Raw genomic sequence first — 26,333 nt, forward strand, 5'->3', positions numbered from 1 at the left:
CGACATGACCGACACCGACATCAAAAAAATCGTGAAAGAAAAATATGGCCAGGCCGCGTTGCAGGCGGGAAGCGGCAAGAGCTCCTGCTGCGGCGGCGCCGCCGAGTGGAACCCGATCACGTCGAACCTTTACGGCGATCAGGAAACCGCCGAACTTCCGACCGAAGCGCTCCTCGCCTCGCTCGGCTGCGGCAACCCGACGGCGCTCGCCGAGCTTCACCCCGGCGAGAAGGTCCTCGATTTGGGCTCCGGCGGCGGGATCGACGTCCTCCTCTCGGCCCGGCGGGTCGGCCCGACCGGCCACGCCTACGGCCTCGATATGACCGACGAGATGCTCGCCCTGGCGCGGGAGAATCAGAAAAAAGCGGGGGCTGAAAATGTCACCTTCCTGAAGGGGGAGATCGAACAGATCCCCCTCCCCGACCGGTCGGTCGATGTCATCATCTCCAACTGCGTCATCAATCTCTCCGCCGACAAGGAGCAGACCCTCGCGGAGGCCTTCCGCGTCTTGAAACCGGGCGGCCGCTTCGCCGTCTCGGACATCGTCGTCCGGGGAACGGTTCCCGACGAGATCCGCCGCAACGTGGAGCTTTGGATCGGCTGTGTGGCGGGGGCGCTGGAAGAAGAGCGGTATCGTTCGATCTTGAAAAAGGTCGGATTCGAAGCGATCGAAATCGTTCCGACCCGGATCTACACGATGAAGGAGGCCCGGGAGCTATTGGTCGACTCGTGCGTCACGCCGGAAGCGATTGAATCGATCGCCGCGGCGACGGGTGGGAAATTCATGAGCGCCTTTGTCCGCGCAAGAAAGCCGAACAGGTAACGCCTTGCGCCTCTCGGGTGAATCGGTTTAAAATCGATTCACCCGAGTCCGATCGATCCAGTCAACCGTAGAGAGGAAGGCGCCATGTACGTGATTACAGGAGCCACAGGACATACCGGAAGAGCGATTGCCGAGAAGCTGCTTGCCGAAGGGAAACCGGTCCGGGCGGTCGCGCGCAGCGCCGAGCATCTGAAGCCGCTGGCGGCGAAGGGGGCCGAGCCGTTCGTCGGTTCATTGGAAGATGCGGATGCGATGGCCCGGGCCTTCTCCGGCGCCGAGGCGGTCTATACGCTGGTCCCGACCCCCCTCACCGCGCCGGACGTCCGGGCCTCCCAGAACCGGGTCGGCGAGGCGCTCGCCGCGGCGATCGCCAAGGCCCGCGTTCCGTACGTCGTGAATCTCAGCAGCGTCGGCGCCCACCTCTCCGAAAAGGTCGGACCGGTAAAAGGGCTCCACGACGTGGAGCAGCGGTTCAACCGGTTGGAGGGGACGAACGTCCTCCATCTTCGGCCGACCTTCTTTATGGAAAATCTTCTCATGAACATTCAGATGATCAAGAACATGGGGATCCACGGCACCCCGATGAAGCCCGATATCGCCGTTCCGTTGATCGCCACGAAGGACATCGCCGCCGAAGCGGCCGAACGGCTTCTCCGCCTCGACTTCAAAGGAAAATCGGTGAAGGAGCTGCTGGGGCCGCGCGAGCTGACGATGACCGAAGTGACGGCGATCTTGGGACGTGCGATCGGCAAACCGTCTCTCCCCTATATCCAATTTCCGTATGAAGATGCCGAAAAGGCGATGACCGGGATGGGGCTCTCTCCCGACGTGGCGCGCGGTTACATCGAGATGTATCGGGCCTTCAACGAAGGGATCATGAAACCGACCGAGAAACGTTCCGCAAAAAACACAACGCCGACTTCGTTCGAAGCGTTTGCGGAGGAGTTCGCGGCGATCTACAAACAATGATCCTACTCAGATGACGTGGAACCCCTCCCGATACGATGAGAAGCACGCCTACGTCTGGAATCTTGCCGCCGACCTGATCGATCTTCTCTTGCCGAAGCCGGGAGAGCGGATTCTCGACCTCGGCTGCGGGACGGGGCATCTCACCGGCCGGATCGCTGCGCTGGGAGCGGAGGCGGTCGGGCTCGACGCCTCTTCAGAGATGATCACCCAGGCCCGAAAAAATTATCCCGATCTCCGGTTTGAAATCCAAGACGCCAGAGAGTTCCGATTCGATCTCCCCTTCGACGCCGTCTTCTCCAACGCTGCCCTTCATTGGGTTAAAGAACCCGAGCAGGTGATCTCCAGCACTGAAAGGGCGTTGAAACCGGGCGGGCGCTTTGTGGCGGAATTCGGCGGAAAGGGAAATATCGCGCGGATCGTCGGCGCGATCAGAGAGGCCTGTAAGGCCATCGGTTTTCCTTTGAAAGAAGACGTGATTCCATGGTACTTTCCGAGCATCGGCGAATATGCCGCCTTGCTGGAAAGAAACGGTCTTGAGGTCACCGAAGCCTCTCTCTTCGACCGCCCGACCCCGCTCGAAGGGGGAGAAGCCGGTCTGCGCGACTGGATCGAGACCTTTGCCGCAAGTCTTCTCCAACAGGTTCCTCCCGATCGGCGGCCCGCCGTCATTCAAAAAGCTGAAGAGATCCTTCGTCCCGCCCTGTTCCAAAACGGGGTTTGGCAAGCCGATTACAAGCGGCTTCGTCTGAAGGCGATCAAGGAGGGAGAGCCGGTATGATTTCGTATCAAGTCGAACGGGAGATCGATCCTGCAGCGGTCGCCGATCTGTTCCGACGGTCCGGCATCCACCGGCCGGTGGACGATCTCGATCGGATCGGCCGGATGATTCATCATGCCAATCTGATCCTCTGTGCCTGGGATGGAGAGAAAATAGTCGGGATTGCGCGCGCCCTCACCGACTTCAGCTACTGCTGTTACCTCTCCGATCTCGCTGTCGACCGCGCCTATCAAAAGCAGGGGATCGGAAAAGGGCTGGTCGATCGGGTGAAAGAGATTGTTGGAGATGAGGTGATGATTCTTCTTCTTTCGGCTCCGGAAGCAGAGAGCTATTATCCCCATCTTGGCTTCGAGAAGGCGGAGAACGCTTGGCGCATTCCGCGCAAGCGATGATTCTTTCTCGGATTACCGAACCGTCTCGTTGAGGAGTTCGAACCGAGGCAGAACTCTCCCTACGATGTTGCTTTTAAAGTCCCTCCTGTGGTATACCGAATCCGTCCAGAATTTCAAATCCTAAAATTTTCTGTCTATCTCCGGGACGCGGTCTCGACTGCTTTATGTTTCAAGATCTTATGAATAACTCCCAAGAGATAGAGAAAAAATTCCGTAAAATAAGGCAGAAATATTTCTGCCTATTTATATGTTTGGCAGTGAGTAATCGACGTGAGTAGCGCAACCATGATCTGGAGCACAGCTGCAGCAGTGATCGCCTCATTGGGTGGCGGGGCGGTTCTCGTCTTCGCGTTCTCGTCTTGGTTAGGCAAAGTCTGGGCTACGCGCATTGCTGAAGCGGAACGAGCGAGGTTCTCAAGAGAGCTCGAGGGCTACAGAAACCAGCTCCAGCAACTTGCCGAAGAGCGACGAGATGCTCTCACTCGCAAGCGAGACATATATGCGCAGCTCGCCACTTCGATGCGCGTGTTTCTAGTCTCGGGGAGGCCGGCTTCGGATCAAGAGAAAAAGGACTTCCTGGCAGCGTTCGATGTGGCAGCGCTTTGGGCTTCTGAAGCCGTAGCGAAGGCGTTGGCTAACTTTCTTGAGTACAGTACTCGAAGCGCGAATCAGCCTGGTAGCGTGACCAACGACGAATTCAAGAACGCATATCGAGCGTGTCTCAATGCCATGCGACGAGACTGCGGCTTTCCGGATACTGAGTTCAGTTACCCGGTAATCACCTTTCGTTAGCTGACATGCGTGATGCAACCAAGAACCTGCCCAACAAGCGCTTGCAGTCGACGCTCGCAATGCTTCGTGCGGCTGAAGCGCAACGTTAGGAGTAACGAGTGAAAAAGAAAGCCCTCATTGGTGCAGTTGGGATGGTGTTGGTCGGCCTCGGGGTACTCGCTTATCTGGCGGCACCGTATGTGGCAACGCCAGTGTTTAGCGCTATCAATAGTTCTCGTGAGCCGGTCCAGGTGATGGCGTACTGGCGAAATGAAAGTAAGAATCTGGGAACTGTTGCACCGGGTCAGAAATTTAAGGTGAATGCTGAGGCGGCAATCTCGTTCAAGGCAAAGTTTCTAAACGGCAGGGAACTAGCTAGTTCTGAGATGTACTTCACGTCTGGTACGTCCATTGAGGCAGATATCACCGAGTCAGGAATCGAGCTCCGTTATGCGTCCCGCACCTAACTCTTCACTCAAGCGGACGCCGCAAAGCGCGGCACCGCTTAGCTCAAACGTTAGGAGGAATTCCGGGGACACCATACTTAATTATTGACTCTCCTTGTTCGAAAAATCATTGGGCCGAATTCTTCATCGTCGAAGACCAGGACCAAAGCAAAAGGCATCGAATTAAGTATGGTGTCCTCCGGAACTGGGTATTGGTTCATGACACGACATGTGTTCTTTATTGCGGTTCTGATTTTTATCGGCTCTGGTGCGGGCCTCGTATGCGCATTGAGCGTTACAATGATTCAGCTTCTCTCATGCGCTATGAATTCGGTCCGCTTATCTCTGCATTAGATCCTATTTCTGAGATGGAGGCATACTGTCATCCCTTAAAGTTTGAGGTTATTGATACTAAGAATGAACAACTCCCCGGCCAATATCTTTGGCAAAGAGAAATACAGTTTCATTGTGTGGATAACAAATAGGTCGCCTAACTCAGCGCTCAAGCGGACGGCCACAACTGCTTGGCCGCCGCTTAGCTTGGAGCGTTAGGCGACCCTATGGTCCTCGCAGCGAAGATGCTGGCATCACTATTCGCAGCTGTGTTTTTCGCGTTTGCTGTGCTCAACATTCTCGAGCCGGCAATGCTGGACTCTGAGCCGCCACCCACAACTCTCCTGGAGATCGCGCCGCAAATGGGCTTCCTGCTCTTTCTTTCCCTTTGCCTGGGTGCCAGCGTCGCGAACCGAATTCCTCCGAGACGCTTCGTGCTGGCGGGCTTGTTTCTTTGCCCATTGATCGGGGGATATCTGGCATTCATAACATACGGTCCTCTCGGAGCCATCATTTCCGCAGCAATGTATGCTCTGTTTGCAGCGCCTGGTGTTTATCTTGCGAGTCGCGGCGCCTGACATCAATTCCAACTGAATGAGTCGTGTGGTCGTATCTTTACTTTTGACCTTTAGTGTTGATTAATTGAGCCCAGGAGAATGGCGCGGATATCGAGGATCAATTATCCGAATACCTTTACCATGTGAGCTGAAGTGCAACGAGCAGAAGCAACACTGCAAGGACAGCCGAAGATCAAAGAAACCACAAGAAAGGTGAAGCGATTCCTTGGAAGTCAAAAGTAAAGATGCGACCCCTGACGCAAAAGTATGAGCGAAGAGGTGATGATCCTTCTTCTCTCGGCCCCGGAGGCCGAGAGTTATTATCTTCATCTCAGGTTTGAGAAGGCGGAGAACGCCTGGCGCATTCCGCGCAGGCGGTGATTTAAGGAGCTGATGCAGAATGTACGAAAAGTACTATCAGGAATATTGTAACGAAGTTCATAAAACTTTGGGTAGTTACCTTTTCTGGAAGATGATACATAATAGGGCTGCATCTGAACCTGAGTTACTATCTGCCCTCAATAATACGCCAACAAGCTGGATAATTATACAACATGCATTACAGGTTACTTTATTTATGACGCTGGGAAGAATATTCGATGGAGACGATGACGCATTCTCTGTCGATGATCTACTGACATGTTGTATTGAAGAGATCGACACATTTAGCAAGGAAAGCCTAAGTAATAGAAAAATTAAAGACCAAAGCGGGAATAAACCAGCTTGGCTTGAAGGGTACATAGCTGATGCATATGTACCTACCCCAACAGACTTTCAAAAATTGAGAGGTGAGCTTACTAAACATCGTAAGGTGTTCAAACAAATTTATCAGCCGATTCGGCACAAGCTTTTCGCCCACAAAGATAAGGAATTTATAGGCAAGGCCGATCAGTTGTGGGCTGAAACCAATATTGATCAGTTAGAAGGAATAATCTGGTTTTTACATGATCTAAAACAAACTTTATTTGATACATATGTAAATGGTAGGGCACCTTTACTCCAAAATAGCAAACCAGATGTTGATTTCTATGAAAGTGATTATGCGTCATTGTTAGACATGGTAAAGGGCACATAAATGGGGAAAAGGGGACAGGCTGATTTTTCTGAAATCACTGGCGGTGAAGCTTAAGAATGACTGAGAGAAAACTAGCCTGTCGTCTTTTCGGCCTTTCTCCCCCCCACGGCGGATGGGTGGCGTAATGTGCGCAACCGGTAGAGCCCTCCTCTTTTTCCTGGCGTTCGCCGTGGCCGCCTATGCGGTGTTCGCCTATGCTGTCTTCCCGCTCGGCTCGGCCGTGCACCCGGACATGAAGGCGGACTTCGTTGCGCACACCGCCGGCATTTACACACATGTCTTTGCAGCGGCAGCCGCCTTGGCGCTGGGGCCGTTTCAGTTTTCTGCTCGTTTGAGAGAGAGACGCATCAGGGTCCATCGTTGGTTGGGCCGGGTCTATTTGGGAATGGGGGTCCTGGTGGGAGGTTTATCCGGACTGTACATTTCCCAGTTCGCCTTTGGCGGGCTTGTCGCTAAGCTGGGTTTTGGCATGCTGGCGGTCTGCTGGCTCTTCTCCGGCGCGTGCGCACTCCTTGCCGTTCGCCGGGGCGAGATCGAAGCGCACCGCAGGTGGATGGTGCGCAATTTCGCCCTCGCGTTTGCGGCGGTCACGCTGCGTCTCTACATTCCGGCAGCCGTTGTCGCGGGGATCGACTTCGCCGTTGCCTATCCGTTCATCGCATGGTTATGTTGGGTGCCGAATATCATCCTGGCCGAGTGGCTCAATACCGGCAGAATGTAAAAAGATGAGGGCCACATCCCATTTTCTTGAGGAGTGAACAAATAAGCCAAGAGTCTCCCAAACAGTTCGATTTCCGCGTTCAAGCGGGCGTTCGTCACGCAGGACGTACCGGGCTGGGCGGAGTTCTTCGCGGAGAAGGCGGAATGGATGAGTATAAGCATACGCATTCATCAGGGTCGCCGCGCCGGATGAAGGGGAAAGACTCTTAACATTGACAACATGTAGCCTATAGGCTACACTCTTATCGTGATCGAAATTCGCAAGACCGATGTTTTCGCTCAGTGGCTCGATGGCTTGCACGACATTCGCGCAAGGGCACGGGTTCTGGTCAGGATCGAGCGCCTGGCGGCGGGAAACGCGGGAGATGTCAAACCCGTTGGAGAAGGCGTCTCAGAGTTGCGGATCGATTACGGACCGGGATACCGGGTGTACTTTACCAAGCGAGGGCGCGAGGTGATTATTCTTCTGGCGGGAGGTGACAAGAGCACTCAAGCCCGCGATATCAAAGCCGCTTTGCGCCTCGCCCGCAATCTATAGGAGTATACGATGAAAAAAACCACGACCAGTCGCTACGATGTCGCCGAACACCTCCGAACCCCAGAGGAAATGGCCGCCTACCTTGAGGCTTGCATGGAAGAAGCCAACGGCGACGCAGCCTTGATTGCCAAGGCGCTGGGGGACATTGCGCGTGCGAAGGGGATGGCGCAGGTGGCGCGCGATGCGGGCCTCTCCAGAGAAAGTCTTTACAAGGCGCTCTCCGGCGAGCGCAGCCCCGGCTTCGACACCATCCTCAAAGTAGTCGCGGCATTAGGGTTGAAGTTGCACGCTGAAGCCAATCATCCCTGATTGCTCGTCCAACCGATCGCTTGTAGAATGGGGGTCAGAATCCATTTTTTCCTACAGGAAAGACTCATGAACGATACCTCTCCAGAAGTAGAATTTTTTTCAACGAATTAATGATGAAAAAAACCGGAGAGGAACGGCTGCGGATGGGCTTTTCGATGTTCGACATGGCTCGCAAACAGGTCCTCGCCTCCATCCTCAACCAAAATCCAAATGCCGACCCAAAAGAAATTCGGAAACAACTCTTCCTTCGCTTTTATGGACAAGACTTTACTCCTGAAGAATGTGAGAAGATCCTGAGCCAGATTTAATCGTGCAACAATCAACTGCCTCATTTCACTCCCGCCTTGCACAAAGATTGAATCCAAAGTAAACTATTTCCTATCGATCACTTCAACCGCCCCGCTTTTGGAGAGACCCCATGGCCAAAAAAGTCCGGCTTCCGGAGACAGACGAAGGGACCATCCTCTACAAGACCGATCCGATTATCATGAAGTGGCACTACGAGATCGACTACATCCACTCCTACGCCCAAGACTCCCCTTTCTTCGACGGGCTCTCCAAGGGAAAACTCCTCGGAAGCGCCTGCAAGAAATGCAAAACCAAATACGCCACCCCGCGCGCCCACTGCATGGAGTGCGGGGCCAAGACCGATTGGATTGCGCTGCCGCTTGAAGGGAAAGTCCACACCCACACCACCTGCTACTTCGGCGGCGAGGCCTTTTTGAAGGAGACGCCGTTTACATTAATCCTGGTGGAGTTTCGCGGAATCGACACCCTCTTCCTCTCCCGGCTGGTCGGCGTGGAGCCCGATCAGGCGCGGATCGGCATGCCGGTGCAGGCGCAGTTTCTTCGGAACAGCAAATTTAAGGCGACCGACGTCTACTTTGTCCCGAAGGAAGAAGATTAACATCGATGGATAAGATTGCCGAGATCCTGACCGATATCGTCCGCCGTCTGAAGAGATGGGATAAAAAAAAGCTGGCACAAGAACGAAAAGAGGTCGGCCGCTATCTCGCCAAACAACTTTTCAATCAGATCCCCGGCGCCAGTGCCGTCGCGGCCCTCCTGGTCGGCGGCTGGATCGCCTCCACCTTCACCACCTCCCCGATCACGGCGACCCTCGCCTCCTGGGGGCTGATGAAGGGGGGAACCCGCGTCGTCAGCGGAAGCACCTATCGATTCTTATCGGTCTTTCTCCCCCTCATCGCGGCCGGAACCACCGCGTATTCGGTTCAGAAGCTGCTGAAATATTTCCGCGAAAAAGAGATGGAGCGAAACAAAGTGCTCGTGGCGCAGTTGGGAAAGGGAATCCAAGCCACCCTGCAGGCGAAGATCGATCTGCTTGAGAAGACCAAAGAGGCCGGCCTCTTATCGGAGGGTGAGTACTTTACGAAGAAAGCCAATCTCTATCAGACCTACTCCCGGATTGTTCCCGAAAAAATTCGGGAGCTCATCACCAACAAACTAGCGGGATAACGGATCGATGATTGATTTTGACCTGACCGAAGAGCAAAAACTCCTCCAGCAGACGATCCGGGAATTCGCCGCCGCCGAAATTGCCCCGGGCGCGGCGGAGCGAGATGAATCGTGCGCGTTCCCGCACGCGCTGATCCCCAAGATGGCGGCGCTGAAGCTCCTCGGAATCGCCATCCCGGAAGAGTACGGCGGCGCGGGCCTCGGCGCCATGGAGGTGGCGATCATTCTGGAAGAGATCGCTCGCATCGATGGGGCGACGGCGCTGATCGTCGCCTCGCACAACTCCCTCTGCACGATGCACCTCTATCGCTTCGGGAATGAGGCGCAGCGGCGGCGATACGTCGTCCCGCTGGCCAAAGGGGAGAAACTCGGCGCCTGGGCCCTGACCGAGCCGGGATCGGGCTCCGACGCGGCGGCGATGCAGACAAGGGCGACCCTGGAGGGAGATCACTGGGTCCTTAACGGAAGCAAGCTTTTTATCACACAGGGGTCGGTCGCGGGTGTTTATGTGATCATGGCCTCGACCGATCCAGGCAAGGGGGCGGAGGGAATCTCCGCCTTCGTCGTTGAGAGGGGAACGCCCGGCCTGGTCGTTGGAAAAGTTGAAAAGAAGCTCGGCGTTCGGGCCTCCGACACAGCGGCGCTTCATTTCGATCAGCTCAAAATTCCGAAAGAGAATCTCATCGGAACGCTTCATCACGGCTTCCAAGACGTCATTCAGATTTTAGATGGGGGCCGGATCGGCATCGGCGCCTTGTCGGTCGGCCTGGCGCGCGCCGCGCTGGAAGATTCGATCAAATATGCCAAAGAGCGAAACCAATTCGGAAAACCGATCGGCGACTTCCAATCGATCCAGTGGAAGCTCTCCGACATGGCGACCGAGATCGACGCGGCGCGGCTCCTCGTCTATCGGGCCGCGCTTCTCAAAGACGCGGGGGAAGAGCACAAGCAGGCCGCCTCGGAGGCGAAGCTCTTCGCGTCCGAGGTCGCCATGCGGGCGACGACCGAGGCGATCCAGATCCACGGCGGCTCCGGCTATCTGAAAGATTACCCGGTGGAGCGCTACTTCCGCGACGCGAAGCTCTGCGAGATCGGCGAAGGAACCTCTGAGATCCAGAGGAGGGTCATTGCAAAAACCCTCCTCCAGTGACACCCCAAGGAGCCTGGTCCTTGGGGACCCCGGAGTTCTAGTGAAAAATCGAGAGGCCTGGGTCCGGAAGATCTTAGAGGGGGATGTCCGATCGGCCTCCCGTCTCCTCACCCTCGTTGAAAATCAAGATCCCACCGCGATTCCCCTTTTGAAGACCCTCTTCCGTCATACCGGAAACGCCACCCTCATCGGGATCACCGGTCCGGCCGGGGCCGGAAAGAGCACCCTGATCAACCGATTGATTACCGCGCTCCGTAAAGAGAAGCGATCGGTCGGCGTCTTGGCGATCGATCCGACCAGCCCCCTCTCCGGAGGAGCGATCCTGGGCGACCGGCTTCGGATGCACCCCCACTTTCTCGACCGGGAAGTGTTTATCCGGAGCCTCGCGACACGCGGCGCCTGGGGCGGCATCAGCCCCGCTCTCTTCAATGCGATTCACATCCTCGATGCGATGGGGAAAGAAACGATCCTCATCGAAACGGTCGGCGTCGGCCAAGACGAGGTGGAGATCGCCGACCTGGCCGATGTGGTGGTCCTGGTCCTCTCCCCCGGCATGGGGGACGAGGTGCAGCTGATGAAGGCGGGTCTTCTCGAAATCGGCGACGTGGTGGTGGTGAACAAGGGAGATTTGAAAGAGTCGCGCCGACTCTTTTACCAGCTTCAGGAGATGATCCCCGATCGGCCGATCGTGAAAGTCGCTGCGGAGAAGGGGGAAGGCCTCCCGCTTCTTCTCTCCAAGATCGGAAGCGCGCTGACCGACGCCGGGCCAAAACACGAGCGGCGGAAGCGTTTTATTATCGAGGAGCTTCGGACCCTTCTGAGGGAGACGATCGGAAAATCGGTTCTACAGGTTTCTTTCGACGAGAAGGAGGTGGAAGCGATTCTTCTTCGAAAGCGGGATCCGTACGGATTGATTCGATCTTGGATGAAAAAAGGAAAAATCTAGGACTTCTTCTTCAATTCCATGATGACCAGCTTGGCAAGCTCTTTGAGCGTGTCGAAAACGCCCTTTCCGGTCGCGGCGACCGCTTCGTAGGAGGGAACGTTCCGGGGATTGAGAACGCGGTTGAGCTCCTCCATGGGGACTACATTCGGGAGATCGCGTTTATTGTATTGGATGATAAAGGGCATGGCATCCAGATTCAGCCCCTGGTCTTTTAGATTCTTCCGAAGATTTTCCAGGCTCTCGATGTTTGCTTCCATCCGTTCCACCTGAGAATCGGCGACGAAGATGACCCCATCGACCCCCCGCAGGATCAGCTTTCGGCTTGCATCGTAAAAGACCTGCCCGGGAACGGTATAGAGGTGGAACCGGACCTTGAAGCCTTTAATGTTTCCCAGCGCCAACGGGAGAAAATCGAAGAAGAGGGTCCGCTCGGTTTCGGTGGCAAGCGAGATCATCTTTCCTTTGCTGTCGGGATTCGTCTTTTTGTAGATGTAAATCAAATTGGTGGTCTTTCCGCACAGACCGGGGCCGTAGTAGACGATCTTGCAGTTGATCTCACGGGCCGAGTAATTAATAAACGACATGCCGAGTCCTTAACGAATGATCAGTCATGATGCAGCGCGTTGGAAGATCGATGACACAGCGCGAGGAGCCGACGGTGCTCACGGGAAAAATCACCCGAACAACCGGTCAATGTCATCTTCCGTAATTTCCGCAAAGGGAGATCTGCTGTTTTTGGTTTCTTTTTCTTTCTCTACTTTATCGATAATTTTCGAGAAGATTTGCGTGAAGACTTCGGAACTCTTCTTCACCCGCAAACGAACCAGACCCAATGAGGAACGTTGATCGAAGACAACCACCAGAATCACCCGATCGCCGATCAGGGAGATATGGACATTATCTCTCTCCCCTTCATGGAAGAGGATGGAGAATTCTTTCTCGCCGAGGAGCTTCGCCATTCCCCCCGTCGCGGCGATATTTCCCGCCGTGAGGGAGGCAAGCGACGTCGTATCGAGATTTTGGGTCTCTCCGACGCTTGCGATGAGTTGTCCATTTTTATCGACAAGGAAGGTGACTTTGGCGTTCGCCAGCTGATGCAGCTTTGAGAGCTCCGCATCAACCAGCTTAAACTCTTCCTCGTACATGACCAAACCGGAATCGGGCATCGACCTATCCTGGGCGGGGTGCACTTCTCCGAACACATTATTTTATACCACGGAGTCCACTTTTGCGCAATGTTGACAGGCGATTTTTGATGGGAAAGAGGGAAGGCGGACCAAATTCCTTAAGGAAAGTTTATTCCTCGACGATGATCGATTCCTCGTCTTCCGGCTCCAGTCCCTCCGTTTGGACAAGCCGCTCGATAAAATGGTTGGCCCAGGAGAGGTAAATACCGCTCGCATCTTTCATCGCCATGGCGCCTTTGACGAGCTTCTGCAGCTCTTCCTCATCTTTACCATTCTGCCGAAGCGTTTCTATTTGATCCTCGAAATTTTTATTCAAAAGCTCCATCGCCCCGATTACATTGGCCAATGATTCCTTGACTTTGCTCGACATAGTTCCTCCTGATTCGTTTAAAAAGCTGAAAGGCGCATTATAACAAAATGTAACAAAAAACCCCATCGCCGAGAAACGATGGGGTTTTTAAAACGAGGTCAAGCGTTATCGATGAACAAGTCGGATGGCATTGTGTTTTGCCGCAGAACAGACGACCACGCAGAGCTCACACCCCTTGCAGCGCTGCTCGATAACCACCGCGACTTTTTTTGTTTTATCAAAGAGAATCGTATCGGCTTCCGGGCAGTACATAATACACAACCGGCATCCCTTGTGGGCAACACACGCTTCGTCAACTACTTCGGCAACTGCATACATCGAGTCACTTCCTCCGTTGTACCTTAGACCAACATGGGGGTCTTGATTGTTTCAGCCCAGGCGACACCCAGATCAAAACCCTTTCGGATCGTTTCCATATTCTTCGCCAAAAGCTGCTCTTTCTTGGCGAATTTTTTCTTGATCGCCTCATCCAACGTCGCCGTTCCGCCGGATGCGACATACTTCTTACCGAACCGATCTTGCAGCGCCGCTTCCATCGCATCCATTGCGACGATCCGGGTTGCTCCCATCAACGCACCGAGCATTCCCATATTTGTGGCAAGCTCCGTCCCCGCGATTTCGACCGCCAAGGTCGTCGCCGGAACGGTGAAAATGGGAACATTCTGTTGTTCCAAGAAGGCGAGATCATCATCGGACAGAGGAATCGGCTCATCCGAGTTGATCATCAAAATACCGCCCGCCTTGATTCCCGAGTAGAAAGGCATCGTATAGCACTTCCCAAGGGTGATCACCTGAGGATGGAAGACCATGATGACATCGGGATAGACCAACTCGCCTCGATCATAGATCCGCTCACCGGCAATCCGGACATAACTTTCGGCCGGGGCCATTCTCTTTTCAGCGCCAAAGAAGGGATTTGAAATCGCATGCTTCCCCTCTTTGGAGGCGGCCGTCGCCAACACATGGGCGGAGGTCACCACTCCCTGACCCCCCAAACCGGACATCCGAATATTAACGCGCTTTCTCATGGCTGACTCCTTATGCTTGGGTCGACGAGATCGCCGCGGGTTTCTTTTCCTTCTCCAAGCTCGCCAAGTAGGCCTTCGCTTCCTCGGACATATACTCTTTGAAGGCAAACCGCTCATTCGGACCCTCGGAATCTCTCATCTCCTGGAGTCCTTCCATCGCCTGCTTTCCGATCTCGAGAATGCACGGTGTGTAAAGCTGAATATAGGTGGGGCCGACCTCGCGGGCGATGAGGACGCCCTGGCGAATCGCCTTTTCTACCCGATTCGGTTTGCTGACCGTGAGGGTAGCCACATAGTGACATCCCGACTCCTGGGCAATCTCCGGAAGGCGGACTTTGTCGAACTTCTTTCCGGCAGGGGCCATCTTGGAGACAAATCCCTTCTGCATCAATCCGCTTTCCTGACCGCCGGTATTGGCATAAAGTTCATTATCGAAGCAGATCGTCAGGAACTTCTCCTGACGAAACCACGATTGGAGGGTCATGTCCAGACCAATATCAACCGTCGCGCCGTCTCCGGCCAGAACGACCACATCTTTCACCTTCCCGGGGAAGCGGTGAGCGAGGGCGCGCTTCAGACCCGATGCGACGGCATTTTGGTTCCCAAACAGGGAGTGGATATTGTGGACGGCGACGTGAGGGAAGACCAAGCTGGTGCACCCGGTCGAACCGACCATGACGGTGTCTTCCGGATTCGGGAGGCAGGCCAAAACATACCGGAAGGCGATCGACTCGGGGCATCCGGCGCAGAGCGAATGCTCTTCGATCAGCTCTTTGGCGACCCCGACATCTTTCCAGCCGCGTCCCTCTTTCCCATAGGTCGCGCTGTCGACCAGCTCGCGATATTCGGGAGGCATGATGTCATAAAATTCTTCGCAAATCTTAATCTTCTCTTTACCCACGGACCACCTCCTTTTTACCGGCCAGCACCTTTTTAATCTCTTCCACGATCACTTCGGGAGGGAGCGTCATGCCGCCGGCCACATGCGGCCCATCGATGACGCGGTGGTTATCCGGGATAACCGCTTTGATCTCGCGCGCCATCCACCCGACCACGTTGAACTCCGGCACAAAAATCAATTTGGCATTCTTTGTCGCCTGGCGAATCTCTTCATGGGGGAACGGACGCAGGGTCTTGATCTTCACAATACCGACCCGGATTCCTTCTTCCGCCAGAAGACGAATCGCCTCCCGCCCTTGCGCTACGGCGGTTCCCGACGAAACAATCAAAATCTCCGCATCGCCGTTTTCTTCCTCGATCAATCCCCCGATCAGACGGATGGTGTGCTTCCTGGACCGTTCGATGGCGGCGCGGATCTCCTGCTGCCAGCTTGCATGCGTTGCATAGCTGATGTAGTTGCTCTTCATCACGAAGGGATCCCGCATCATCCGGACCGGCGGAACTTCCATATCCATACAAGGCACCGGGGAGCGGTATGGGTTGTAGGGAGGAAGGGCCAAGTCGGCGGAGGGAATCATCACCATATCTTTGGTGTGGCTGACGAAGAATCCGTCGATGACGATGGCAATCGGGAGATGGACATCAGGCTCTTCGGCGACAATATAACCTTTGAGGAGATAGTCCAAAAGCTCTTGAGCGGTTTCTGCATGCCAGATGAGCATCCCGGTATCCAGGATCATTCCGAGTTCGAGGGTATCGGGCTGAATATTCAGCGGGGAGTTGATCCCGCGGACCATCACGTTGATCAGGATCGGGAGACGGGAGCCGGCCCACATCGGGAAATTCTCATAAGCACGGAGGGTTCCCGGTCCCGAGGTCGTCGTAAAGACGCGCGCTCCACCGAAGGAGGCGCCGGCGCACTGCGACATCACGGCGAATTCGCTCTCTCCTCGGAAATAATCCCCGACATAACCTTCCACATAGAGATCGCCGACCATCGCCGCCGCCTCGCTCTGAGGGGTGATCGGATAGGCCACAGAGATATCGACACTTGCCCGACGGATCGCCTCTCGAACAACCTCGCTCCCTGTCATGAAATACTGCTGCCGAGGAGCTTCAAAAAAGAGGTACTCCGGCTCAACAATTTTCTGGCCCTTCTTATTTACGGTACCGATGATCGTATTCGCTTCCATTGGGTCCCCTCCTTATAGGATTTAGGGTCTTACCACTTTTAAGCTTTTGAAACGGCCACCCCGCCCCGGCTTGCGTAAACACCGGATGCCTTCGCCTTCCGAACCACCTCCACCAACTTCCAGATTTTATCGGGCGTCGCATCACGGAAGGAGAGCATTGCATCTTCGTGGCCTGCTTGGGCGCACATCGCAATCGTATAACAATTGGTTCCCCCCCGGATAATCTTCAGGGAAAGATTTGCCTGGTGACAGTGGACGCCGACAAACATGCATGCATCGATTTTATTATGCCAGATGGTCAGATTTGGATGGTTGGGGTTAATTTCGACTTCAGGATTAATCTTGGGGTATTTCGGCCGGTAGTCGGGCATCGGAATCAGCAACGCCCCGGCGTTATGAGATTTGAGTTCATCATAGAGGGCCTTGATCGCGGTCGCTTTTTTGGCCGCCTTCTCATTCCAGTTCCAAAGAACCAGCGGACCGGGAAAGATCGTCGGCACCTTCGCCGTCAAGAGTTGTTTTGCGGCTTCCTCCATTGCAATATCTTCGTGGACAATCTCTCCATGAATGTGGCCCTGGCCCGGGTCGGGAAGGACGACACCCGCGCAGGCAGCTGAAGGGGGCAAGAAAGCTTCCGGACCCGGTAAGACGCGATATTTTGCCATCAGTAAAACTCCCTTTGAGATCTGATAAACCGGCGAATAGAAAGAGCCTATTTGCCCATTCGGGCCGAAGAGGCCTGCAGAAAACTGCAGGCCTCTTCAAAATCCTAAAAACTTCTGAAAATACAAATAATAACGCCAGAAGGTATTTTTAAAAGATAACATACCCCTATTTAACTCGTCAAGGGAATTTTATCCGATCTCGCGCCGGCCTTCGAGCGATTTGGCGAGGGTCACTTCGTCGGCATATTCCAGATCGACACCGACCGGAATACCGCAGGCAATCCGGGTGACCTTGATGTGGAGCGGCTTGATGAGGCGGGTCAGGTAAATGGCGGTCGCTTCCCCTTCGATATTGGGATTGGTGGCGATAATGACCTCCAAAACCCCTCCCTTTTCAAGCCGTTCGATGAGATTTTTGATGGTGAGCTCCGTACCGTTCGTCTCCGATAAAGGAGAAAGGGCACCCAGCAAGACGTGGTAGAGCCCTTTATATTCTCCCGTTCTCTCGATCGCATAAAGGGTGCTCGGCTCTTCCACAACAACCACCCTTTGGCTGTCCCGGTTGGGGCTGGCGCAAATGGTACAGATTTCCCCCTCTGAAATATTATTGCAGATCTTACAAAAAGAGAGCATGTCTTTGACGTCGATAATGGCCTGGCCGATTTTTTTTGCCGATTCGGCCGGCATCTTTAAGATGTAAAAAGCCATCCGCTGCGCCGACTTCCTCCCGACGCCGGGGAGTTCCATCAGCTGTTCAATTAAATATGCGAATCTTCCCTTTTGATCCATCTATATATTTATGTGGGCCCGCGCCCGGAGGAACTCTGTTGATTCCAGCTCTTCACACCAGATGCGCGATGCCCCACCCCCTCTCTTCTCTAAAATAATCCCGGGATATTTAGACCCCCGGTCATTCCTTTCATCTCTTCTGCCATGAGTTCTTGGCTTTTTCGAAGCCCTTCGTTGACGGCGGCCATGATGAGGTCTTGAAGCATCTCGACATCCCCTGATTTGATGATCTCGGGGTCGATCGCGACCGACAGAACCTGTTGTCTCCCGCTCACCTTCACTGTCACCATCCCCCCTCCGGAAGAGGCTTCGACCGTCTTCTTCGCCGCCTCTTCCTGAAGCTTCGCCATCCGCTCCTGGAGCGCCTGCGCCTGCTTCATGATATCCCCGAGCATTTTTTTATTCGACATGATCACTCCTCATCAGAATATCTTCCCTTGCTTGGTCTCGATCACCTCTCCCCCCAGCACCCGCAGCGCCTCTTGGACGAAGGGATGCGGTGTCAGTAAATGCTGCGTGGTGTCCTTCCCGGAAGGAGGGGAGGAGATCGCCGCCCCATGCAAATCAACCAGCTCCAAGGCCATTTCCCTTTGGAAATGGGTCTTGAACAAAGCGCTCAATAATTTCTGATTCTCTTCTTTTTGAATCAGCGGGATTAAAAACGACTCCGAATAGCCTATCTTAACCCTTTGCTCTGTGATTTCCAAGAGGGTTCCCTGCTCTAAAAACGATCCGAGACTCGGCCGCTTTTCCTTAATTTCCGAGATCACCTGCAGCCATACCTTCTTTTTATCGGTGGAAATGGAGGAAGGGGTCGGTTTTGGAATCTCCCGAGCCCTTTGAATGGAAGACGGCGGCGCAGGAACTCCTTTTTCTGGCATTTTCGACGGAAGCACGCTCACCGAAGGGGCAGAAGAACCTCCCCCTCCCAACACGTCCAGCCGCTCCAGAATTTTTTCAACCGGCTGAAGATGGGCCAGTGAAATCCCCTTCATCAAGGCGACCTCGAAAAGAAGATGCGGATGCGGCGCGGTCCGAATCTCGCTCTGGAGGCGGGCAAAGAGGGAAAAGAGGCGTTGCAGCTCTTCATCGGTAAAGAGGGCCGCTTCCGCGCGGATCTCATCAATCTCCTCCTTTGGAAGATCGATCCAGGCCTCGGCCCCTTCTACATTGCGCGCGACAATCAGGTGCCGCAGATGCTCCAGCCAATCGGCCAGGAACTGCCGGAGGTCATATCCCTGATCGGCAATCTCTCTCGCCAACTCCAGCGCCGCGGGGGCATTCCGGTCATGGATCGCCCGAACCAAAGAGTGAAACCGTGCCTCCCCCATCCGTCCGAGGAGGGTGAAGAGGTCCTCTTCACTGATCTCTTGACCGCCATAAGAGATCGCCTGATCAAGAAGGCTCAATGCGTCCCGCATGCTCCCCTCGGCGGCCTTGGCAATCAGCACCAAGCCCCGCTCGGCGAAGCGGACTTTTCGCTCATCCGCCACACGCTGGAGCTGTGCAATGATCTCCTGGCGAGAGATCCGGCGGAAAACAAAATGCTGACAGCGGGAGAGAATCGTCGCAGGGATTTTGTGGGATTCGGTCGTGGCGAAAATAAATACCAAATGGAGCGGCGGCTCTTCGAGCGTTTTTAGCAGCGCATTAAAGGCGGCGTTCGAGAGCATATGCACTTCATCGATGATGTAAATTTTCAATTTCCCGCGAAGCGGAAGGTACTTCACCTTCTCGCGTAGTTCGCGGACATCATCCACCCCGGTGTTCGACGCGCCGTCGATCTCAACCACATCGACCGAACGCCCCTCGGTGATCTCCCGACACGAATCGCACTGATTGCAAGGGCTCGCCCCCTGCGGGGTGGCGCAGTTCAACGCCTTGGCAAGAAGCCGCGCCATGGTTGTTTTGCCGACCCCTCTGATTCCGGAGAAGAGATAGGCCTGCGCGACCTTCCCCCGAGAAACGGCATTAATCAGGGTGGTCGCCACATGACGCTGACCGATGACTTCTTCAAAGGTCTGCGGTCTCCACTTTCTTGCCGATACTTGGTAATCGCTCGCCATGTGACCGATGATCCCCCGACGATCTGGACGTTGGTAGGGGCGTATTGCAATACACCCCTACCAATTTGATGAATCTCTGCCGTAAAGATGCGTTTGATGGAGAGACCAGGTGAACCTGCGGCACATAGGAGGGCCTATTTACCGTTGCTTCCTTCCGGACCTGGCGGGGTTCATAGGTTCCTATTGCACAGGGCCCGGTCCCTCCATCAAGCACATCTTTAGAAAATAAATTGGCGGAGAGAGGGGGATTTGAACCCCCGAGGCGACTTTTGGCCGCCTACACGATTTCCAGTCGTGCTCCTTCAGCCGCTCGGACATCTCTCCGTGTATATTAAAGCCCTTCAGCAATCAGCTTCAGGTAAATCTTTTGTCTTAAACTGATCGCTGACGGCTGAACGCTGACAGCTTGTCTAGACTTGGCGGAGAGAGAGGGATTCGAACCCCCGGTGGAGTTACCCCCACATCTGATTTCGAGTCAGACGCCTTCAACCGAACTCGGCCATCTCTCCGTTATTTCGTTAACCATGAATCGTTATTCGTTAATCGCGGTTCTGTCACTGACCCGTTTAACGAATAACGACTAACGTTTAACGATCTCTCGGCCCCGCAGACGATCGAAAAAGCGCTGGAGCAGCTGTTCCGACTCACCCGAGAGAACCCCGCCGAGCACCTCCATCCGATGATTGAACCGAGGCTCCCGCGCCACTTCGATCACCGACCCGCAGGCGCCGGCCTTGGGATCGGCCGCGCCGTAGACCAGGCGATCGATCCGGGCCTGGATCAAGGCCCCGGCACACATGGCGCAGGGCTCCAACGTCACATAAAGGGTCCCGCCCAACCGCCAACGCCCCAACATCTCTCCCCCCTTCCGGAGGACCAGCATCTCGGCATGTGCCGTCGGATCATGCTGGCGCTCTTTCAGGTTGTAAGCGGTAATGGTTGCATCCTTGCAGACCAGGACGGCACCGACCGGGACTTCCCCTTCGTCAAAGGCCGCTTCCGCAGCCTTCAGGGCCAGCCGCATGTACTGCTCATCCTGATCAGTGGGGCGCATGCAAGTGAGGTTGAATTGTGAGGACCATCCGGTGGATTCTAGGGAATTCGACCTGAATTGTCAAGGTGAACTCCCTTCCATTTTTACTCTGCCGCGGGCTTCGATCGGATGCGCGCTGAATCGCTGAACGTTCACGATGATCTCCCGCCCGATCCGGCTCAAAGACTTGCCCGATTTCGATGATTCCTGTATAGTACGGGCGAATTATCTAACGATGGGAGAAAACCTTGGGCTGGCTTGATGCTTTATTCCAGCGTAAACCGACCGCCAATCCCGCCGTAAAATCACTCCGTCGAAACCAAGGAACACTCGACCCCAAAATCGAAGAGATTATCACCCTTCTTCCCAAGATGGGGGAGACGGTCCGCCAAGGAGCCGATTACCTCTTTATGAAAGTCCTTCAGGAGCAGATCCGTCATTATGATACCCGTTTTGGAAGCCGGGTCGTGGAGCAGATCGACGACTCAAAGAAATCGGCGATCTTACGCAAACTGACCGGCCTCATGCTCGTCACCTTCTTTAATGAGCTTTCCGAGCAATATCCCGATTCCCCCATTCCATCGGCGCTCACCGATGCCGTTCATTACGAGATCTACCGATCCCTTCCTTCCAAAGACAGCTTCATCGACTATCTCACCTATCGCAATCCCAACTTCGAGGATCCGCGATTGGCACCCGCATTCAAGTTCGGCAACGACATCGCGGAGATCATGCAGACACTCGATCTTTCTTTTTCTTTCACGATCTCTCAGCAAACGATGATCATCACCGATATTTCACGAAAACTCATCCGGCTGGTCCTCTTCGATGAACCGATTGAGGCCGCCCCCCAGTCGCCATGAAATACTACCTCGGCCCGATGCTCTGGATGGGATTGATGTTCCTCTTCTCCACCGACGTCGGCTCGATGGACAACACCAACGCCTTTATCGCTCCCCTCATTAAAATTTTTGCTCCCGAGATCTCCCGAAGAAACCTGGTCATCACGTTGATCGCCATCCGGAAGCTGGCGCATGTGGTGGAATATGCCATCCTCTCGGTCTTATGGCTTTATGCCCTCAAACAAGGCAAACAGGGCTGGTCATGGCGGGCGGCTCTCGGCGCCGTCGGCATTTGCATCGTTTATGCCGGGATCGACGAGTTTCACCAGGGATTTGTCCTCTCCCGCACCGGCAACATTCAAGATGTCGGCATCGATACCTTCGGCGCCGTCCTGGGAACGACTCTCTGGAGTATTTTTCGCGGCGACATTTCAACCATTCAGGCGAAGTTCTTCGGGTGGTGGTTCGCGTGGGGGATCTTCTCAGCGATCATGGTGCTGATCGTCTTACAGGGAGGAACTCTCTCTTTTTGGAAGATGCTGCTGATCATTCTAAGCACCGGCGTCCTCTCCGGCGCCGCGGGGGTCATTTATTATGTCCGGCATCGCTGACCGTCGGCCCCGCTTTTTGAAGAAGCTCCTCGATTTAATTTATCCCCGCACCTGCGTCCATTGCGACCGCTCGATTACAGATGAAACGTCGGACCTTCCTTATTGCCGCGGCTGCTGGGAAACGATCCGGCCGTTGACCGGACCCCAATGCTCCATCTGCGCGACCCCCTTCCCCTCCCCATCGGCCCTCTCGCACAGCCCCGATCACCACTGCGCGGAGTGCCGCGAGGATATTCCAGCCTTCTCACGCGCCTTCACCCCCTATCCCTACGAAGGAATCCTCGCCGATGCGATACAACGCTTCAAATACCAAAAGCAGACCTCCCTGGCCGCTCCATTGGCAGGTCTGATCATGGAAAAGCTGACAACCGTTCAGTTTGATCTGGTGGCGGCCGTCCCGCTTCATCCCACCCGCCTTCGAACGCGGGAGTTCAACCAATCGCTCCTGCTGGCGCAGAGAATCGCCCGTTTCACCCAAGTTCCGCTCCTGATCGATGCGTTGAACCGCTCCCGGGACACCCTCCCCCAGGTCGGTCTTTCGCGGAAAGAGCGGGCGCAGAACGTCCGGCGGGCCTTTCACCTATCGGATCCAACGCCGATCAAAGAAAAGCGGATCCTGCTGGTGGATGACGTCTACACCACCGGCGCCACTCTACGGGAAGGATCAAAAATCCTCCTGAAGGGCGGAGCAAAAGAGGTGATCGTCGCCGCGGTGACACGGATGATATAGATGAGACAGCCCCTTGTTTTTTTCTCCCGACCCCGTTATGATACTCTTCCACATTCACTTAATAACCCAGGAAAGTCACTATGCAACAACACGTGGAGCAACAGATTCAAGTCCCAACCCGGGAAGCGGTGGTCGACAAAAAGGATCTGGGCGCCCTCTGGGCGGTTGGAGTCGTTCTCTCTCTGATTCTTGCCCTCGCCGGATATGCCTGGAACCCGCCCCGGTATGAAGCCATCGTCAGCAGCAGCATCGATCCGACCGAAGCCCAGGTTGAAAACAGCCAGAACAAAATCGTCACCGATGCCCTCAACGAGGGGAGAATCGAATACCATCCGAGCATGGCCAAATTAGTTCGCCTCCGTGCCGGCTACGAGATCTTTTTCATCGACCTCGTCCGGGTTCTTCTCTTCCCCGCCGCCCCCATCATTATCATCGGAAGTCTGACCCGAAAGAGTATCCAACAAGCAAAAGAGAGGGAATAAGAACCGAATCCTCTAGCCCGCCGTTGATCCGATTCGAATAAAGGCCCGCGCCGTGAAGATTCAAAGCGATCCTTCTCTCCGCCGCATCCTCGGTTTTACCCGCCCGCATTGGGGGACGATGACGCTGGCGACCTTCTTTCTCCTCTTATCCTCACTCATCAGCCTGGGACTTCCCTGGATCGTTCGCCGACAGGTCGATTCGATCTTGGTCGACCGCCAAATGGTGACCCTGACCCTCTTGCTCGGCCTGATCACCCTCTTTCTGATTCAAGCCTTCTTTTCGTTCGGCCATAACTATCTTCTCGGAGCGGTCGGCCAACGGGTCTTGGCGGAGCTTCGAACCTCCCTCTTCTCGCACCTTCAAACCCTCTCTCTCTCTTTCTTCACCCAACGGAGGACGGGAGAACTCCTCTCCCGGCTGACCAATGATCTGGCGGTCATTCAGACCCTCTCGACGGAGCTGCCGGTGAACCTCACCCGGCAGACATTGACCTTGATCGGCGGCGTCGCCATTCTTCTCTACATGAACTGGCAGCTTACCTTTCTCGTTCTCCTTCTGATCCCGATCGTGGTCGCGATCGCCCGATGGATGGGGAAGCGGCTGAAGAAATTTTCAATCTCGGTGCAGGACCATCTGGCCGATACAACCACCCTGATGGAGGAGATGATCTCGGGGATCAGGACGATCAAATCATTCGGCCGAGAGTCATATGAGCAGATCCGATTTTCACGGCAGATCGAGAAAACACTGGCCGTCACCCTGGCGCGGCTCCGGATCTCGGCGGCCTTCGGCCCGGTGATGATTTTTTTGGGGTTCAGTGCGGCGACCGGGATCCTCTGGTACGGCGCGCGGGAGATTCTTCTTGGAAAAATCACGCCGGGGGAAATCATCGCCTTTATTATCTATGCAATGATCATCACCGGGCCGATCGGGAGTTTTGCCCGCCTCTTCTCACAGCTGCAAGAAGGATTGGGATCGAGCCAACGGGTCTTCGAAATTCTCGATACCAAACCGCTGGTGACCAATGCCCCGAACGCCCGGTCGCTCCCGCCGATTCGGGGGGAGGTCCGGTTCAGGGAGGTCTCCTTCCACTATCTTCCGGACCAACCGGTGCTTCAAGGAATCTCTTTCTCGGTCCAACCGGGAGAAAAAGTCGCCCTCATCGGCCCCAGCGGCGCCGGAAAGAGCACCCTGATCCACCTCCTCCACCGCTTCTACGATCCGGTCTCCGGATTAATCGAGGTGGACGGCCGTCCGCTGAAAGAGGTCACAATCAAAAGTTATTACGACCAGATCGCCTTCGTTCCGCAGGAGGTCATCCTCTTCGGGGGGACGCTGCGCGAGAATATCCTCTATGGAAAACCGGATGCGACCGAGGCGGAGCTGCTTGCCGCTTCCCGGGCCGCGCACGCACATGATTTCATCACCGCGTTTCCCCAAGGATACGAGACTCAGGTCGGGGAGAAAGGCTTGACCCTCTCGGGAGGCCAACGCCAGCGGATCGCAATTGCACGCGCTTTTCTGAAAAATCCCCGGCTGCTGATCTTGGACGAGGCGACCGCCTATCTCGATAATGAATCGGAGTTGTTCGTTCAAGAGGCATTGGAAAGACTGATGGCGGGAAAAACAACCTTCGTAATCGCCCACCGGCTGACGACCATCCAAAAGGCCGACCGGATCTTGGTCTTAAACAAGGGATCCCTGGTGGAACAGGGAACCCACCCGGAATTGATGAAGCAGCAGGGGCTCTACTATCACCTCTACACACTTAAAATGGTCGGGGCCGAAACCGCCACGCCGGAACGAGAGACTTTCTAGCTGGATCACTATCCCTCTTTTTTAGATCCCTATTGCCTCTGTGGCATCTTGAATCGTCTGAAACGAATTCGCTACAATAATAGAGAGGTAATGTGATGAGCCCAACATTAAAAAATTATCTGGATCAGAATCAAGTTTCCTACGAAGTGACCTCCCATCCGGAAGCGTACACCTCTCAAGAGGTCGCGGCGACCCTCCATAAAACCGGAAAACGATTGGCCAAGGTCGTCATGGTGAAGGCGGGAGATCAATTGGTGATGTGCGTCTTGCCGGCGCATGAGCTGATCGATATCGGCCGGTTGGAACAGATCCTCGGAAGCAAACCGGTCCGTTTAGCGACCGAGGAAGAGTTTAAAGCGCTCTGTTCCGATTGCGAGGTCGGCGCCATGCCCCCCTTCGGCAATCTCTACAACGTCCCTGTCTACCTCGATGAGCGGCTTGCCCAGTACGACAAATTCTATTTCGAGGCAGGAAGCCACACCGAGATCGTCACGATGTCGATGGACGACTACCGCCGGCTGGTTTCCCCCAAGGTCGCCCTGTTCGGGAAATTCTCGAGACCCAAGGCGGCCTAGGTCGCTTCGTAGAGATCTGCGGCAAGGGGACTGCTGACCGGACCAGGGGGGCTTACTTCTTTCCGGAAGGATACCATCGCGCCAACCTTCTGGGGGAAACGCCTCCGAAATAGAGAGCCAGCAAAACCAGATTGCGAAGAGTGGTGTAATAAATCCCTTCCCGAAGCCACCGCCGAGGAGAGGTCGTGATCTCCTCCGCAAGCAGGACGACTTCCCCCTCCCTCTTCAAACGGCGGATGAAATCGACATCTTCCATGAGAGGCAACTCTGCATATCCCCCCAAACGTTCAAAGAGATCCCTTCGAACAAAAAATCCCTGATCGCCATAAGGAAGGGTGAAAAGCCGAGACCTCAGATTCGCCAGTTTCCCGACGACTCTTAAAAAGAAACGGTTGGAATCGATCTTCAATCGAAAAGCGCCGCCGGCCACGGCAGGCGAGCGGACCGCTCCCGCAACCGCATCGATCGCTCCTGCAGGAAGGAGGGAGTCGGCATGAAGAAAAAGGAGGATCTCTCCCGTAGCCCGCTTCGCCCCGGCGTTCATCTGCCGCGCCCGGCCTCGTTCACCATAAAGGACAATCCGCGTTTGATCGGAATGCCGGTCTGACCAGGATTGAAGGAGAGGGACGGTTTCATCGGTGCTCCCTCCATCGACGACGATCATCTCGACCTCTGGGAATTGCTCCAATCGATCGAGCGTCCGGCGGAGCGCCTCTTCTTCGTTGAGCACCGGGATGACGATGGTCGTTTTTTTCATTGA

General features: G+C 55.0%; 35 protein-coding genes, 2 tRNA genes and 1 other RNA gene. 22 read left to right on the forward strand and 16 right to left on the reverse strand.

From position 1 onward, the window contains the following. Positions 1–4: 4 nt before the first annotated feature. The 16 genes from MCM46_07630 (at position 5) to meaB (ending at position 11,283) form a co-directional block, all read left to right on the forward strand. Complete coding sequence (locus MCM46_07630) at positions 5–823, forward strand: arsenite methyltransferase (protein ID MCG3111682.1); 819 nt, start codon at positions 5–7, stop codon at positions 821–823. Positions 824–907: 84 nt separating this feature from the next. Further along, the gene (locus tag MCM46_07635) at positions 908–1,792 is read left to right on the forward strand and encodes an NmrA family NAD(P)-binding protein (protein ID MCG3111683.1); all 885 of its coding nucleotides are present in this window, start codon (positions 908–910) and stop codon (positions 1,790–1,792) included. Positions 1,793–1,802: 10 nt separating this feature from the next. After that, complete coding sequence (locus MCM46_07640) at positions 1,803–2,570, forward strand: methyltransferase domain-containing protein (protein ID MCG3111684.1); 768 nt, start codon at positions 1,803–1,805, stop codon at positions 2,568–2,570. Beyond that, on the forward strand, positions 2,567–2,962 hold the full coding sequence (locus MCM46_07645; GenBank protein ID MCG3111685.1) for a GNAT family N-acetyltransferase: 396 nt from the start codon (positions 2,567–2,569) through the stop codon (positions 2,960–2,962). The genes MCM46_07640 and MCM46_07645 overlap by 4 nt, the downstream gene beginning before the upstream one ends. 285 nt (positions 2,963–3,247) lie before the next feature. Beyond that, complete coding sequence (locus MCM46_07650) at positions 3,248–3,754, forward strand: hypothetical protein (GenBank protein ID MCG3111686.1); 507 nt, start codon at positions 3,248–3,250, stop codon at positions 3,752–3,754. Positions 3,755–3,852: 98 nt separating this feature from the next. Then, positions 3,853–4,200, forward strand: coding sequence for a hypothetical protein (locus MCM46_07655; GenBank protein ID MCG3111687.1), 348 nt, complete (start codon positions 3,853–3,855; stop codon positions 4,198–4,200). 539 nt (positions 4,201–4,739) lie between these two features. Then, complete coding sequence (locus MCM46_07660) at positions 4,740–5,090, forward strand: hypothetical protein (protein MCG3111688.1); 351 nt, start codon at positions 4,740–4,742, stop codon at positions 5,088–5,090. Positions 5,091–5,469: 379 nt separating this feature from the next. Continuing rightward, the gene (locus tag MCM46_07665) at positions 5,470–6,144 is read left to right on the forward strand and encodes a hypothetical protein (GenBank protein ID MCG3111689.1); all 675 of its coding nucleotides are present in this window, start codon (positions 5,470–5,472) and stop codon (positions 6,142–6,144) included. Between the two features lie 124 nt (positions 6,145–6,268). Then, positions 6,269–6,865: a DUF2306 domain-containing protein gene (locus MCM46_07670; protein MCG3111690.1), complete on the forward strand. Its 597-nt coding sequence runs from the start codon at positions 6,269–6,271 to the stop codon at positions 6,863–6,865. 246 nt (positions 6,866–7,111) lie between these two features. After that, positions 7,112–7,402, forward strand: coding sequence for a type II toxin-antitoxin system RelE/ParE family toxin (locus MCM46_07675; GenBank protein MCG3111691.1), 291 nt, complete (start codon positions 7,112–7,114; stop codon positions 7,400–7,402). 69 nt (positions 7,403–7,471) lie between these two features. Beyond that, positions 7,472–7,711 carry a putative addiction module antidote protein gene (locus tag MCM46_07680; protein MCG3111692.1) on the forward strand — a complete coding sequence of 80 codons (240 nt, stop codon included), beginning with the start codon at positions 7,472–7,474 and terminating at the stop codon, positions 7,709–7,711. A gap of 113 nt (positions 7,712–7,824) precedes the next feature. Next, positions 7,825–8,019, forward strand: a complete 195-nt coding sequence (locus MCM46_07685; GenBank protein MCG3111693.1) for a hypothetical protein — start codon at positions 7,825–7,827, stop codon at positions 8,017–8,019. Positions 8,020–8,129: 110 nt separating this feature from the next. Further along, positions 8,130–8,618, forward strand: coding sequence for a Zn-ribbon domain-containing OB-fold protein (locus MCM46_07690; GenBank protein MCG3111694.1), 489 nt, complete (start codon positions 8,130–8,132; stop codon positions 8,616–8,618). Between the two features lie 5 nt (positions 8,619–8,623). Beyond that, complete coding sequence (locus tag MCM46_07695; GenBank protein ID MCG3111695.1) at positions 8,624–9,187, forward strand: hypothetical protein; 564 nt, start codon at positions 8,624–8,626, stop codon at positions 9,185–9,187. A gap of 7 nt (positions 9,188–9,194) precedes the next feature. Further along, positions 9,195–10,337, forward strand: a complete 1,143-nt coding sequence (locus MCM46_07700; protein ID MCG3111696.1) for an acyl-CoA dehydrogenase family protein — start codon at positions 9,195–9,197, stop codon at positions 10,335–10,337. A gap of 40 nt (positions 10,338–10,377) precedes the next feature. After that, positions 10,378–11,283, forward strand: coding sequence for a methylmalonyl Co-A mutase-associated GTPase MeaB (meaB, locus tag MCM46_07705; protein MCG3111697.1), 906 nt, complete (start codon positions 10,378–10,380; stop codon positions 11,281–11,283). Here meaB and MCM46_07710 read toward each other — a convergent pair. The 15 genes from MCM46_07710 to tadA all read right to left on the reverse strand — a co-directional run bounded on the left by MCM46_07710 (position 11,280) and on the right by tadA (position 20,505). Further along, positions 11,280–11,867, reverse strand: a complete 588-nt coding sequence (locus MCM46_07710) for a GTPase domain-containing protein (protein ID MCG3111698.1) — start codon at positions 11,865–11,867, stop codon at positions 11,280–11,282. The two genes, meaB and MCM46_07710, sit on opposite strands and share 4 nt — an antisense overlap. A gap of 90 nt (positions 11,868–11,957) precedes the next feature. Further along, positions 11,958–12,449, reverse strand: coding sequence for a roadblock/LC7 domain-containing protein (locus tag MCM46_07715; GenBank protein MCG3111699.1), 492 nt, complete (start codon positions 12,447–12,449; stop codon positions 11,958–11,960). Between the two features lie 130 nt (positions 12,450–12,579). Beyond that, on the reverse strand, positions 12,580–12,840 hold the full coding sequence (locus MCM46_07720; protein MCG3111700.1) for a hypothetical protein: 261 nt from the start codon (positions 12,838–12,840) through the stop codon (positions 12,580–12,582). A gap of 105 nt (positions 12,841–12,945) precedes the next feature. Continuing rightward, positions 12,946–13,158, reverse strand: a complete 213-nt coding sequence (locus MCM46_07725; protein MCG3111701.1) for a pyruvate ferredoxin oxidoreductase — start codon at positions 13,156–13,158, stop codon at positions 12,946–12,948. Between the two features lie 23 nt (positions 13,159–13,181). Further along, on the reverse strand, positions 13,182–13,868 hold the full coding sequence (locus MCM46_07730; GenBank protein ID MCG3111702.1) for a 2-oxoacid:acceptor oxidoreductase family protein: 687 nt from the start codon (positions 13,866–13,868) through the stop codon (positions 13,182–13,184). A gap of 10 nt (positions 13,869–13,878) precedes the next feature. Further along, positions 13,879–14,769: a thiamine pyrophosphate-dependent enzyme gene (locus tag MCM46_07735; GenBank protein MCG3111703.1), complete on the reverse strand. Its 891-nt coding sequence runs from the start codon at positions 14,767–14,769 to the stop codon at positions 13,879–13,881. Further along, a complete protein-coding gene (locus tag MCM46_07740; GenBank protein MCG3111704.1) occupies positions 14,762–15,961 on the reverse strand; it encodes a ferredoxin oxidoreductase in 1,200 nt (399 codons plus the stop codon). Before MCM46_07740 ends, MCM46_07735 begins: the two co-directional genes overlap by 8 nt. Positions 15,962–15,999: 38 nt before the next feature. Continuing rightward, positions 16,000–16,626, reverse strand: coding sequence for a carbon monoxide dehydrogenase (locus MCM46_07745; protein ID MCG3111705.1), 627 nt, complete (start codon positions 16,624–16,626; stop codon positions 16,000–16,002). A 189-nt stretch (positions 16,627–16,815) separates the two neighbouring features. Beyond that, on the reverse strand, positions 16,816–17,373 hold the full coding sequence (gene recR / locus MCM46_07750; GenBank protein ID MCG3111706.1) for a recombination mediator RecR: 558 nt from the start codon (positions 17,371–17,373) through the stop codon (positions 16,816–16,818). Between the two features lie 131 nt (positions 17,374–17,504). Beyond that, positions 17,505–17,825 carry a YbaB/EbfC family nucleoid-associated protein gene (locus MCM46_07755; protein MCG3111707.1) on the reverse strand — a complete coding sequence of 107 codons (321 nt, stop codon included), beginning with the start codon at positions 17,823–17,825 and terminating at the stop codon, positions 17,505–17,507. A 12-nt stretch (positions 17,826–17,837) separates the two neighbouring features. Beyond that, complete coding sequence (gene dnaX / locus MCM46_07760) at positions 17,838–19,481, reverse strand: DNA polymerase III subunit gamma/tau (GenBank protein MCG3111708.1); 1,644 nt, start codon at positions 19,479–19,481, stop codon at positions 17,838–17,840. A 100-nt stretch (positions 19,482–19,581) separates the two neighbouring features. Further along, an RNA gene (gene ffs, locus MCM46_07765) (signal recognition particle sRNA small type) lies at positions 19,582–19,681 on the reverse strand. A gap of 31 nt (positions 19,682–19,712) precedes the next feature. Then, positions 19,713–19,805, reverse strand: a tRNA-Ser gene (locus MCM46_07770). A 93-nt stretch (positions 19,806–19,898) separates the two neighbouring features. Next, positions 19,899–19,990, reverse strand: a tRNA-Ser gene (locus tag MCM46_07775). A 71-nt stretch (positions 19,991–20,061) separates the two neighbouring features. Then, positions 20,062–20,505, reverse strand: coding sequence for a tRNA adenosine(34) deaminase TadA (gene tadA, locus MCM46_07780; GenBank protein ID MCG3111709.1), 444 nt, complete (start codon positions 20,503–20,505; stop codon positions 20,062–20,064). Positions 20,506–20,762: 257 nt separating this feature from the next. Here tadA and MCM46_07785 point away from each other — a divergent pair, with 257 nt between their 5' ends. The 6 genes from MCM46_07785 to MCM46_07810 all read left to right on the forward strand — a co-directional run bounded on the left by MCM46_07785 (position 20,763) and on the right by MCM46_07810 (position 25,573). Then, the gene (locus MCM46_07785; protein MCG3111710.1) at positions 20,763–21,377 is read left to right on the forward strand and encodes a hypothetical protein; all 615 of its coding nucleotides are present in this window, start codon (positions 20,763–20,765) and stop codon (positions 21,375–21,377) included. Beyond that, positions 21,374–21,967 carry a VanZ family protein gene (locus MCM46_07790; protein ID MCG3111711.1) on the forward strand — a complete coding sequence of 198 codons (594 nt, stop codon included), beginning with the start codon at positions 21,374–21,376 and terminating at the stop codon, positions 21,965–21,967. The genes MCM46_07785 and MCM46_07790 overlap by 4 nt, the downstream gene beginning before the upstream one ends. Beyond that, the gene (locus MCM46_07795) at positions 21,951–22,697 is read left to right on the forward strand and encodes a ComF family protein (GenBank protein ID MCG3111712.1); all 747 of its coding nucleotides are present in this window, start codon (positions 21,951–21,953) and stop codon (positions 22,695–22,697) included. The genes MCM46_07790 and MCM46_07795 overlap by 17 nt, the downstream gene beginning before the upstream one ends. An 80-nt stretch (positions 22,698–22,777) precedes the next feature. Beyond that, complete coding sequence (locus tag MCM46_07800) at positions 22,778–23,179, forward strand: hypothetical protein (GenBank protein ID MCG3111713.1); 402 nt, start codon at positions 22,778–22,780, stop codon at positions 23,177–23,179. 52 nt (positions 23,180–23,231) lie between these two features. Further along, positions 23,232–24,998 (forward strand): ABC transporter ATP-binding protein/permease, encoded by a 1,767-nt coding sequence (locus MCM46_07805; protein ID MCG3111714.1) that lies wholly within the window; start codon positions 23,232–23,234, stop codon positions 24,996–24,998. A gap of 95 nt (positions 24,999–25,093) precedes the next feature. Further along, positions 25,094–25,573, forward strand: coding sequence for a YbaK/EbsC family protein (locus MCM46_07810; protein ID MCG3111715.1), 480 nt, complete (start codon positions 25,094–25,096; stop codon positions 25,571–25,573). Positions 25,574–25,625: 52 nt separating this feature from the next. On the opposite strand, the gene MCM46_07815 is transcribed toward MCM46_07810, so the two are convergent. Next, positions 25,626–26,330, reverse strand: coding sequence for a TIGR04283 family arsenosugar biosynthesis glycosyltransferase (locus MCM46_07815; protein MCG3111716.1), 705 nt, complete (start codon positions 26,328–26,330; stop codon positions 25,626–25,628). Positions 26,331–26,333 lie beyond the last annotated feature (3 nt).

The sequence above is a fragment of the Candidatus Manganitrophus morganii genome (assembly GCA_021651055.1).
GTDB classification, from domain to species: Bacteria; Nitrospirota; Nitrospiria; order SBBL01; family Manganitrophaceae; genus Manganitrophus; species Manganitrophus morganii.